Below are 10937 nucleotides of genomic sequence, written 5' to 3' on the forward strand. Positions count from 1 at the left end.
TGCAGGGGGGACCCTGTGGGAGAGTAGGACGCCGCCGAACAATTATTCAGAAAGCCCTGGTGGGAACCATGTTCCCGCCAGGGCTTTCTTGCGTTTCCCGGACGTCTCCCACCCCACCGCCGGGTCCGTACGCGCCGGGCGGTAAGGTCGGGGGACACCGTTGGTACATATCACCACAGGAGGCCCCCGGGTGGAGGTCCAGGAGACACGTGTCCAGACCGACCGTGTCCTCACCATCCCGAACATCCTCAGCATGGCGCGCCTGGTCGGCGTGCCCCTCTTCCTGTGGCTGATCCTCCAGAAGTACGACGGATGGGCGCTGCTCGTGCTGGCGTTCAGCGGCGTCAGCGACTACCTGGACGGCAAGCTCGCCCGGCGCTGGAACCAGATCAGCAACCTCGGCCGGCTGCTCGACCCCGCGGCCGACCGCCTCTATGTGCTCTCCACCCTCTTCGGGCTCACCTGGCGGGAGATCCTCCCGCTGTGGCTGACCGTGGCCCTGCTGGCCCGCGAGGCGATGCTCCTGGTCATGGTGGGGATTCTGCGGCGCCACGGCTATCCGCCGCCGCAGGTGAACTTCCTCGGCAAGGCCGCCACCTTCAACCTGATGTATGCCTTCCCCTTGCTGCTTCTCAGTGACGGCTCGGGCTGGCTCGCGTCGCTCGCCGCGATTTTCGGATGGGCGTTCGCCGGATGGGGTACAACCCTCTATTGGTGGGCAGGGATCCTCTACGTGGTCCAGGTCCGCCGTCTGGTGAAGGCGGATGCCACATAGCCGACCCACCCGTGGGGTAATCCCCACCGCGGCCTCGGGAGCCAACGGCGGCAGAGGGAGCATCGGGCCCCACGGGGCGTGAAGTCGGCATGACCGTCGTCTCTTCAAGGAGGACGCTACCGACATGAAGGCCGTCGTGATGGCCGGCGGCGAAGGCACGCGCCTTCGTCCCATGACCTCGAGCATGCCCAAGCCACTCCTGCCGGTGGCAAACCGGCCGATCATGGAGCACGTACTACGTCTGCTCAAGCGGCACGGGCTGACCGAGACCGTGGTGACCGTGCAGTTCCTCGCCTCACTCGTGAAGAACTACTTCGGTGACGGCGAGGAACTGGGCATGGAGCTCACCTACGCCAACGAGGAGAAGCCGCTCGGCACGGCCGGCAGCGTCAAGAACGCCGAGGACGCGCTCAAGGACGACGCCTTCCTGGTCATCTCCGGTGACGCCCTCACCGACTTCGACCTGAGCGACCTCATCCGTTTCCACAAGGAAAAGGGCGCCCTCGTCACGGTCTGCCTCACCCGGGTGCCCAACCCGCTGGAATTCGGCATCACCATCGTCGACGAGGCCGGCAAGGTGGAGCGCTTCCTCGAGAAGCCCACCTGGGGCCAGGTCTTCTCCGACACCGTCAACACGGGCATCTACGTGATGGAGCCCGAGATCTTCGACTACGTCGAGCCCGACGTCCCGGTGGACTGGTCGGGGGACGTCTTCCCCCGGCTGATGAAGGAGGGCAAGCCCATCTTCGGCTATGTCGCCGAGGGCTACTGGGAGGACGTCGGCACCCACGAGAGCTACGTCAAGGCGCAGGCCGACGTGCTCGAGGGCAAGGTCGACGTCGAGATGGACGGCTTCGAGATCTCGCCGGGCGTCTGGGTCGCCGAGGGCGCCGAGGTGCACCCCGACGCCGAGCTGCGCGGGCCCCTCTACATCGGCGACTACGCCAAGGTGGAGGCCGGCGCCGAAATCCGGGAACACACCGTCGTCGGCTCCAACGTGGTCGTCAAGCGCGGCGCCTTCCTGCACAGGGCGGTCGTGCACGACAACGTCTACGTGGGGCAGCAGAGCAATCTGCGGGGCTGTGTCGTCGGCAAGAACACCGACATCATGCGGGCCGCCCGCATCGAGGACGGGGCCGTCATCGGCGACGAGTGCCTGATCGGTGAGGAATCGATTATCCAGGGCAACGTCCGGGTCTACCCGTTCAAGACGATCGAGGCCGGCGCATTCGTCAATACGTCGGTCATCTGGGAGTCGCGCGGCCAGGCGCACCTGTTCGGCGCCCGCGGTGTGTCCGGCATCCTCAACGTGGAGATCACCCCCGAGCTGGCGGTGCGGCTCGCCGGCGCGTACGCGACCACGCTGAAGAAGGGCGCGACCGTCACCACCGCCCGTGACCACTCGCGGGGCGCCCGGGCGCTGAAGCGCGCGGTGATCTCCGCGCTCCAGGCGAGCGCCATCGACGTACGGGACCTGGAGAACGTGCCGCTGCCGGTGGCCCGGCAGCAGACGGCGCGGGGCAGCGCCGGCGGCATCATGATCCGTACCTCGCCCGGGGTGCCGGACTCGGTGGACATCCTGTTCCTGGACGAGCGCGGGGCCGACCTGTCGCAGGCGGGCCAGCGCAAGCTGGACCGGGTGTACGCGCGGCAGGAGTACCGGCGGGCGTTCCCCGGCGAGATCGGCGACCTGTCCTTCCCGTCGAGCATCTACGACTCCTACACGGGTTCGCTGCTGCGCTCGGTGGACACCTCCGGCGTCGCCGAGGCCGGGCTGAAGGTCGTCGTGGACGCGGCCAACGGCAGCGCGGGCCTCGTCCTGCCCAGCCTGCTGGGCCGGCTGGGCGTGGACGCGCTGACCATCAACCCGGGTCTGGACGAGGCCCGGCCCACCGAGACGGCCGACGAGCGGCGGTCCGGGCTGGTGCGGCTGGGCGAGATCGTGGCCTCGGCGCGGGCGGCGTTCGGGGTGCGGTTCGACCCCGTCGGCGAGCGGATCTCGCTGGTGGACGAGCGCGGCCGCATCGTCGAGGACGACCGGGCGCTGCTGGTGCTGCTGGACCTGGTGGCCGCCGAGCGGCGCAGTGGCCGGGTGGCGCTGCCGGTGACCACGACGCGCATCGCGGAGCAGGTCGCGGCGTACCACGGGACGCAGGTGGACTGGACGACGACGTCGCCCGACGACCTGACGCGCGTGGGCCGGCAGGAGACGACGATCTTCGGTGGTGACGGCCGGGGCGGCTTCATCGTGCCCGAGTTCAGCAGCGTCTTCGACGGCACCGCGGCGTTCGTGCGGCTGATCGGGCTGGTGACCCGGACGCAGCTCACGCTCAGCCAGATAGACGCCCGCATCCCGCGGGCGCACGTGCTGCGCCGGGACCTGGCCACGCCGTGGGCGGTCAAGGGCCTGGTGATGCGGCAGGTCGTGGAGGCGGCCGGGGACCGGTCGGTGGACACGACCGACGGCGTGCGGGTGGTCGAGGCCGACGGCCGCTGGGTGATGGTGCTGCCCGACCCGGCCGAGGCCGTGACGCACCTGTGGGCCGAGGGTCCCGACGACGCCTCCGCCCAGGCGCTGCTGGACGAGTGGTCGGCCGTCGTGGACGGCGCCGGGCGCTGATCCGGCGGGCGCGTCCGGTCCGTGGAAGGGCCCCGGGAGCCGGTGGACGGCCTCCCGGGGCCCACGGACGGGGCAGGGATCCGGCGCGCCGGTGGGGCCATTGGGAGAGGACGGGCCCGACGTGCGACGATGTGCGGCATGTCGCAGCAGCCCCCCGTTCGGAGCACCTCGCCGTACCCGTCGCGCCCCGACGCGTCGATGTCGCTGCTGACCAATGTGATGGACCACAGCCTCGACGACGGGTACGCGCAGGCGGCGGCCCGGCGCGAGGAGGGCGGCACGGGGCTGCCCGGGCGGTTGCGGGCGAAGCTGGGGCTGGCCGCGGCGCTGTTGCTCGCCGCGCTGGTGGTGACGCTGGGGGCGGCGCAGGCACGGATATCGGCACCGACGCTCGCCAAGGAGCGGCAGCAGCTCATCGCGCGCATCGAGCAGGAGTCGGGCGCGGCGGACCGGCTGCAGAAGAACGTCGACGGGCTGCGGTCCACGGTGGGCAGCAAGCAGCGCGACGTGCTCCAGCAACACGGCGGTGACCAGGCCGAGCTGGTCTCGCTGCTGGCGGGGGCGACGCCGGTGCAGGGGCGCGGCGTGAAGGTCGTCGTCGACGACGCCAAGCAGTCGAAGGCCGGCGGTGGCGGGCCGCGCGAGAGCACGGGCTTCTCCGACACCGGGCGGGTGCGCGACCGCGACATGCAGCGGATCGTCAACGGCCTGTGGCAGTCGGGGGCGGAGGCCGTCGCCATCAACGGGCAGCGGCTGACCGCGCTGTCCGCGATCAGGGCCGCGGGTGACGCCATACTGGTCAACAACACACCGCTCGTGCCGCCGTACACGGTGCTGGCGGTCGGGGACGGGCAGCGGCTCGCGACCGCGTTCCAGGACAGCGCGGACGGCCAGTACCTGCACGTGCTCCAGCAGAACTACGGGGTCCGCGCGAGCGTTTCCGCGCAGGACGAGGTGCGGTTGCCGGCCGCGCCCAGCCTGATCGTACGTACCGCAAAGCCAGGGAAGGGCAGATCGTGATCGCCGTATTGGGCCTCATCGTGGGAGTCGTGGTCGGGCTGGTGGTCCGCCCCGTGGTGCCGACGGCGGTCGAGCCCTACCTCCCCATCGCCGTCGTGGCGGCGCTGGACGCGGTCTTCGGCGGTCTGCGGGCGATGCTGGACGGCATCTTCGACGACAAGGTCTTCGTGGTGTCGTTCCTGTCGAACGTGGTGGTGGCCGCGCTCATCGTCTTCCTGGGCGACAAGCTGGGCGTCGGCGCGCAGCTGTCCACCGGTGTCGTGGTCGTCCTGGGCATCCGCATCTTCTCCAACGCCGCCGCGATCCGGCGGCACGTCTTCCGGGCGTGACACGGATGAGCAAGGACGACATGGGCGACATGCCGGACAAGGACATGCCGGACAAGGACGTGCCGGAGAAGGGCGTACCCGGCAAGGACGAGCCCGCCGGCTCCCCGGAGCCGGCGGAGACCCCCGGGCAGCCGAAGGACGGCGAGGCCCCCAAGGCCCCTGAAGAGCCGAAGGCGCCCAAGGAACCGACGGCATCCGAGGCGCCCGGCGACCCCGGGGCCGACGAGACCCCTGAGCCCCCCGGGGAACCGGAGCCCGGGCCCGCGGCGTCCCCCGAAGGGGAGGCGGCGTCCGAGCCCTTGACGGGCCGTCAACGGCTGGCGAAGGGGCTGTGGCCGCCGCGCCTGACCCGGGCGCAGCTGATCGTCGCCCTGCTGCTCTTCGTGCTGGGTCTGGGCCTGGCCATCCAGGTCCGGTCGACCAGCGACAACAGCGCGCTGCGCGGCGCCCGGCAGGAGGACCTGGTGCGCATCCTGGACGAGCTGGACAACCGCACCAAGCGGCTGGAGGACGAGAAGCGCCGGCTGGAGAACCAGAAGTCGGAGCTGGAGAGCAGCTCGAACCAGGCTGCGGAGGCCCGCAAGCAGACCGCGCAGAAGGAGGAGCAGCTGGGCGTGCTGGCCGGCACGGTCGCCGCGCAGGGGCCGGGCATCGAGCTCACGGTGAGCGACCCCAAGGGCGCGGTCGAGTCCGACAAGCTGCTGGACACCATCCAGGAGCTGCGGGCCGCGGGCGCGGAGGCCATCCAGGTCAACGACGTGCGTGTGGTCGCCAACAGCTATTTTTCCGGGTCGGCCGGAAACGTGGAGATCGACGGCAAGAAGGTCTCCCAGCCCTATAGGTTCAAGGTCGTCGGCAAGCCGCAGGACCTCGAGCCCGCCCTGAACATCCCTGGTGGGGTGGTCCAGACCCTGGAGAAGGAGCAGGCGGGCGTCTCGGTCTCCCGGTCTGAGAAGATCGTCGTCGATGCCTTGCGCCCGGCGAAGCGGCCTGACTACGCTCGGTCGTCATCGCAGTGAGGCGGGCGAGCGGGCGGGCCCCATGGGGAGGGCGGGAGGTTGCGGGGGGTCGACGCACCGGCTCCGCGGTGCGTGGTGGAAACTGTCTGTCGACCACGGACGTTGTAGGGACGTCGAGGTCTGACGGTGTGTGCAGCAAGGGTTTGTCCTGCCCCACGGGCGGGTCTGTTTCGGTCAAGGGGAATCGCCCGTGAAGTTGTTTGCGAAGTTGTTCGGCAAGAGCGCACGCCAGGAGGGCGGTGCCCGGCACCGGGCCACGCGCGGGCCCGAGGAGGAGTCCGGCGCCCAGGGGCGTCCGCTCTTCCGCGAGCACGAGGCGGCCGGCGTGCCCGGGGGGGACGTTCCGGGCGGTCCGGGCGCGTCCTCTGTTGACCCTGCCCAGGCGGGGCGCATAGGTTTCGGGGCACCAGCGGCCGCGAGCGCGGGTGGAGGTCCTGCCGTGCCGGTTTGTACGAGGTGTGGCCACCGGAATGCCGAGGCCAGCCGGTTCTGCTCCAACTGCGGCGCGCCCCTGCGCCCGGGGGCGGTGGCCGAGCGTGCCTCGGAGACCACCTCCACGATCTCCATCTCGGGGCTCGAGGCGTACGACTCGGAGACGACCGGCCAGACGCAGCTGCCGGCCCTGTCGCCCGAGGCCCAGGCCGCCGTCGACGCGCTGCCCATGGGCTCGGCGCTGCTGGTGGTCCGCCGCGGCCCCAACTCGGGCAGCCGCTTCCTGCTGGACGCCGACGTCACCACGGCCGGCCGCCACCCGCAGAGCGACATCTTCCTCGACGACGTCACCGTCTCCCGCCGGCACGTGGAGTTCCGCCGGCAGCCGGACGGCTCCTTCACCGTCACCGACGTGGGCAGCCTCAACGGCACGTACGTCAACCGAGAGCAGATCGAGTCGGTCGGGCTGGCCAACGGCGACGAGGTGCAGATCGGCAAGTACCGGCTGGTCTTCTTCGGCGGCCAGCGGGGTATCTGACCCTCCGCCGGACGCCAGGTCCCGGCGGGCCTCCAGGGAGGGCCATGGTGCGGACACCGTCGGGCGGTACCGGGGCTTCCGGTGCCGCCGGTGCGGAGGGCCGGCTGGTGAGCATCGGCACGGTGCTCACCGTGCTCCGTGAGGAGTTCCCCGAGGTCACGATCTCCAAGATCCGCTTCCTGGAGTCGGAGGGCCTGGTCGAGCCGCGCCGCACGCCCTCGGGGTACCGCAAGTTCAGCACCCGGGACGTGGAGCGGCTCGCGTACGTGCTGCGCATGCAGCGCGACCATTACCTGCCGCTGAAGGTCATCCGGGAGCAGCTGGAGGCCCTGGCGCGCGGCGAGGAGGTCCGGCTGCCGTCCCCGGCGCAGCCCAGGGAGGCCCTGGACCTCGTGGACGGCCCGGTGGCCGGGGAGCCCGCCGGAGGGCCGCAGGACGCCGTCACGGGCCCGGAGAGGGGCACCCCGGCGCGCGTGGGCCGGGCGGGGCTGCTGGCCGCCGCCGGCGTCACGGAGGCAGAGCTCCTGGAGTGGGAGTCGTACGGCCTGGTCGCCGCCCACCCGGACGGCTCATTCGGTGCCGAGGCCGTGACGGTCGCCCGGCTGGTGGCGGATCTCGGGCGGTACGGTCTGGAGCCGCGGCACCTGCGGGCGGTCAAGGCCGCCGCCGAGCGGGAGGCCGGCCTGGTCGAACAGGTGGTCGCACCGTTGCGGCGGCACCGCAATCCGCAGACCAGGGCGCACGCGGAGGCCACGGCGCGGGAGCTGGCCACGCTCTGCGTACGGCTGCATGCGGCCCTCGTGCGGTCCGCCCTGGGCCTGCGGTCGTCCTGACCGGCACGGCCCCGACTACCCAAACCCGGCAGCCACGGCCTAGGGTTGCTGTGTGAACGAGCTCGATGTCGTGGGCGTCCGGGTGGAAATGCCCTCCAACCAACCGATCGTTCTCCTGCGGGAAGTGGGCGGCGACCGTTACCTCCCGATCTGGATCGGACCGGGGGAGGCGACGGCGATCGCCTTCGCCCAGCAGGGCATGGCGCCGGCCCGCCCGCTGACCCACGACCTGTTCAAGGACGTCCTGGACGCGGTGGGGCAGCAGCTCACCGAGGTCCGGATCACCGACCTGCGCGAAGGCGTGTTCTACGCGGAACTGGTCTTCGCCAGCGGCGTCGAGGTCAGCGCCAGGCCCTCCGACGCCATAGCGCTCGCACTGCGCACCGGAACGCCCATCTACGGCAGCGACGGGGTGCTCGACGACGCGGGGATCGCCATCCCGGACGAGCAGGAGGACGAGGTCGAGAAGTTCCGCGAGTTCCTCGACCAGATCTCGCCGGAGGACTTCGGCACCAACAGTCAGTGAGGCAGCCGGTAGAGATCGGCGAGGTCGGTAAGGGCACCGCCGGGGCATTCGGGTAGGTTTTCCCGCCGGCCGGACACGTAAAACCACTCTCAGGGTGATTATCACTCGGCGTGCCGAGTGTGGCGATCGTTGACGCACCCCGAGCGACTGCCTACCGTCGAGAAGGCAGGTCAAGGACGGAGGTCGGCGTGAGAAGCACGGGCGACGGTACGGCGGTCGGCGGTCCGTATCCGCTGCGTGGGGGAACGGTCGAACCAGCGCCCCGCTATTCCGCCGCGGCAGCGGTCACCACTCCGCGGGGGCGGGACTCCGAGGGCGGGACGCCCCGTCCTGCGGACCGGATCGGATACCGCGGACCCACGGCATGCGCGGCGGCGGGCATCACCTACCGCCAGCTCGACTACTGGGCGCGCACGGGGCTGGTCGAACCCAGCGTGCGGCCGGCGTACGGATCGGGGAGCCAGCGGCTCTACAGCTTCCGGGACGTGGTCGTCCTCAAGATCGTCAAGCGGTTGCTGGACACCGGGGTCTCCCTCCAGAACATCCGCACCGCCGTGCAGCACCTGCGCGAGCGGAACCTGGACGACCTGGCGCAGATGACGCTGATGAGCGACGGCGCGACGGTCTACGAGTGCACGTCCCCGGACGAGGTCGTCGACCTCCTCCAGGGCGGGCAGGGCGTCTTCGGCATCGCGGTCGGCGTCGTCCGGCGCGACGTGGAGAGCGCACTGGCCCAGCTGCACGGCGAGCGCGTCGACACCGGCGAGACCCTCATCGGGCACAACCCGGCCGACGAGCTGGCCCGGCGCCGCAACCGCGCCGGCTGACCGCCGGCGGCCGCGGGGCGGCGCGATTGTCAGTGGGGTGCGGCAGCATCGGTCCTGTGAGAGGTGCGCCGACGATTCTCCATCTCGACATGGACGCTTTCTACGCCTCGGTGGAGCAGGCGGCCAAGCCCAGCCTGCGCGGAAAGCCGGTGGTGGTCGGCGGCCTGGGCCCGCGCGGCGTGGTGGCCACCGCCTCGTACGAGGCGCGGGTCTTCGGCGTCCGCTCGGCCATGTCCACGGCCCAGGCCCGGCGGCTGTGCCCCAACGCCGCCTACCTCACCCCGCGGTTCGCGCTCTACCAGAGCGTCAGCCGCGTGGTGATGGGGCTGCTCGGCGAGGTGTCACCGCTCGTCGAACCGCTCAGCCTGGACGAGGCGTTCGTCGACCTGGAGGCCGGCGGCGTGCCGGCCTCCGCCGGCGCCGCCCGCGCCGTCGGCGAGCGGCTGCGCCGCGACATCACCGCGGCCACGGGGCTCACGGCCTCGGTGGGGCTGGCCGGTTCCAAGATGTTCGCGAAGATCGCCTCAGAGCAGGCCAAGCCGGACGGCCTGATGCTCATCGCACCCGGCACCGAGCTGGAGATCCTCGGCCCCATGCCGGTGCGCACCATCCCCGGCGTCGGCCCGGCCACCGCGGAAACGTTGCGGCGGGCCGGCATCACCACCGTCTCGGAGACCGCGGAGGCCGGCGAGGCCGAGCTCGTACGGCTGCTGGGCAAGGCGCACGGCGCGGGCCTGTACGCCCTCGCCACCGGCCACGACGACCGGCCCGTGGTCGCCGAGCGGGACGCGAAGTCCGTGTCGGTCGAGGACACCTTCGCCGAGGACCTCACCGACCGCACCCGCGTCCAGCTGGAGCTCGCCCGGCTCGCCGACCGCTGTGTGCAGCGGCTGCGCGGCGCCGGCCGCTCCGGCCGCACGGTCAGCATCAAGGTGCGGCACTACGACTTCACGACGGTCACCCGCTCCGAGACCCTGCGCGGGCCGACGGACGACCCGGCGGTGGTGCGCGAGGCGGCGGCGCGCCTGCTGGACGGCGTGGACACGACGGCGGGCGTCCGGCTGCTGGGCGTGGGCGTGTCCGGCCTGGCCGACTACACGCAGGAGGACCTGTTCGCGCAGGCGGCGGGGGCGGCAGGGGCGGCGGCGGAGCCGGACGCGGCGGGGCAGGCGCCGGAGGAGGGGGCCGCGGCCGAGGAGGACCGCCCCCGGCAGTGGCTGCCGGGCCTGGACGTCCGCCACGCCGAGTACGGGCCGGGGTGGGTCCAGGGCAGCGGCGTCGGCCGCGTCACGGTCCGCTTCGAGCAGCCGTGGTCCCCGCCGGGCCGCATCCGTACGTTCCCGGTCGACGACCCGGCCCTGGAGCCGGCCGACCCCCTGCCGCTGGGCCCCCTGGCCGAGCCGCCGGCGGCGTAGGCCCGCCCGGCAGCAGGGCTCAATCCTCGCCGGGCACCCGCATCCCGTAGTGGCGGTAGAGCCGCAGCTCCTGCTCCGGCGACAGGTGGCGGCCCACCCCGAACCCCGGGGCGCGGCGGATCACGGCCCGTGCGTACGGGACGTGCAGCACCTCGCCCTCCACCCGCGACGGCCCCAGCGGCACGAAGGCGTCCCGGCTGAAGAAGCCGGTGCGGACCGCCGCCCACCCCGGTTCGCCCGTCACGTCGTCCAGGTACACCTCGTCCACGGTGCCGATCCGCGCCCCGTCGCGGTCGACGGCCCTGCGGCCGATCAGGCTCCTGGGGTCGACGTCGGACTGCACCCTCGTTCCTTTGGCCTCGCGCACGCTCACCCCACCACGAAAAGCCACAAAGCGGGAACCGGCCACCTGAGGAGATCCGCCCGGAAAGACGCGCTGGTAGGCTGGCGAACGGCCGCAGAATCCGTGCGGGAGAGTCCCCGGGAAGCCCGTCCCACGGGCGGCGCCGGGGCGCCGAAGGAGCAAATCCTCCCCGGAATCTCTCAGGCACCCGTACCGCATGGACGAGGTCACTCTGGAAAGCAGGGCGGGCCCAGGTCAGG

Annotated in this window: 11 protein-coding genes, 1 pseudogene and 1 riboswitch; of the genes and pseudogenes, 11 read left to right on the plus strand and 1 reads right to left on the minus strand. The window is 71.8% G+C overall.

The annotated features are described in order from the left end of the window. Nucleotides 1-190: 190 nt before the first annotated feature. From clsA to IE305_RS32315, 11 genes and pseudogenes are all read left to right on the plus strand, one after another. Nucleotides 191-775 (plus strand): cardiolipin synthase ClsA, encoded by a 585-nt coding sequence (clsA, locus tag IE305_RS32270; protein WP_190133409.1) that lies wholly within the window; start codon nt 191-193, stop codon nt 773-775. A 124-nt stretch (nt 776-899) separates the two neighbouring features. Continuing rightward, nucleotides 900-3395: a mannose-1-phosphate guanyltransferase gene (locus IE305_RS32275; RefSeq protein WP_190133410.1), complete on the plus strand. Its 2496-nt coding sequence runs from the start codon at nt 900-902 to the stop codon at nt 3393-3395. Nucleotides 3396-3533: 138 nt separating this feature from the next. After that, the gene (locus IE305_RS32280) at nt 3534-4415 is read left to right on the plus strand and encodes a DUF881 domain-containing protein (protein ID WP_190133411.1); all 882 of its coding nucleotides are present in this window, start codon (nt 3534-3536) and stop codon (nt 4413-4415) included. Continuing rightward, nucleotides 4412-4744 carry a small basic family protein gene (locus IE305_RS32285; protein WP_004947174.1) on the plus strand — a complete coding sequence of 111 codons (333 nt, stop codon included), beginning with the start codon at nt 4412-4414 and terminating at the stop codon, nt 4742-4744. The genes IE305_RS32280 and IE305_RS32285 overlap by 4 nt, the downstream gene beginning before the upstream one ends. A 5-nt stretch (nt 4745-4749) precedes the next feature. Then, nucleotides 4750-5763, plus strand: coding sequence for a DUF881 domain-containing protein (locus IE305_RS32290; RefSeq protein ID WP_229891828.1), 1014 nt, complete (start codon nt 4750-4752; stop codon nt 5761-5763). Nucleotides 5764-6202: 439 nt separating this feature from the next. After that, nucleotides 6203-6271: pseudogene (locus IE305_RS33635) on the plus strand (zinc-ribbon domain-containing protein); the annotation flags it as partial. A gap of 18 nt (nt 6272-6289) precedes the next feature. Next, nucleotides 6290-6733 (plus strand): FHA domain-containing protein, encoded by a 444-nt coding sequence (locus IE305_RS33360; protein ID WP_308440291.1) that lies wholly within the window; start codon nt 6290-6292, stop codon nt 6731-6733. A gap of 44 nt (nt 6734-6777) precedes the next feature. Beyond that, complete coding sequence (gene ftsR, locus IE305_RS32300) at nt 6778-7566, plus strand: transcriptional regulator FtsR (RefSeq protein WP_190133412.1); 789 nt, start codon at nt 6778-6780, stop codon at nt 7564-7566. A 52-nt stretch (nt 7567-7618) separates the two neighbouring features. After that, complete coding sequence (locus tag IE305_RS32305; RefSeq protein WP_184736688.1) at nt 7619-8092, plus strand: bifunctional nuclease family protein; 474 nt, start codon at nt 7619-7621, stop codon at nt 8090-8092. A 188-nt stretch (nt 8093-8280) separates the two neighbouring features. Then, entirely contained in the window at nt 8281-8919 is a 639-nt protein-coding gene (locus tag IE305_RS32310) for a MerR family transcriptional regulator (RefSeq protein WP_190133413.1), read from the plus strand. A 56-nt stretch (nt 8920-8975) separates the two neighbouring features. Further along, on the plus strand, nt 8976-10334 hold the full coding sequence (locus tag IE305_RS32315) for a DNA polymerase IV (protein WP_190133414.1): 1359 nt from the start codon (nt 8976-8978) through the stop codon (nt 10332-10334). A gap of 19 nt (nt 10335-10353) precedes the next feature. Here the strand turns inward: IE305_RS32315 and IE305_RS32320 are convergent, their stop codons facing one another. Then, nucleotides 10354-10677: a PRC-barrel domain-containing protein gene (locus IE305_RS32320; protein ID WP_190133415.1), complete on the minus strand. Its 324-nt coding sequence runs from the start codon at nt 10675-10677 to the stop codon at nt 10354-10356. A 116-nt stretch (nt 10678-10793) separates the two neighbouring features. Beyond that, nucleotides 10794-10903: riboswitch (glycine riboswitch) on the plus strand. Nucleotides 10904-10937: the final 34 nt, after the last annotated feature.

This window comes from Streptomyces mashuensis (assembly GCF_014654785.1).
GTDB classification, from domain to species: Bacteria; Actinomycetota; Actinomycetes; order Streptomycetales; family Streptomycetaceae; genus Streptomyces; species Streptomyces mashuensis.

Coding starts and splice junctions, on each gene's coding strand:
- IE305_RS32275 (WP_190133410.1), top strand. CDS start 900: ATGAAGGCCGTCGTGATGGCCGGCGGCGAAGGCACGCGCCTTCGTCCC.
- IE305_RS32280 (WP_190133411.1), top strand. CDS start 3,534: ATGTCGCAGCAGCCCCCCGTTCGGAGCACCTCGCCGTACCCGTCGCGC.
- IE305_RS32290 (WP_229891828.1), top strand. CDS start 4,750: ATGAGCAAGGACGACATGGGCGACATGCCGGACAAGGACATGCCGGAC.
- ftsR (WP_190133412.1), top strand. CDS start 6,778: ATGGTGCGGACACCGTCGGGCGGTACCGGGGCTTCCGGTGCCGCCGGT.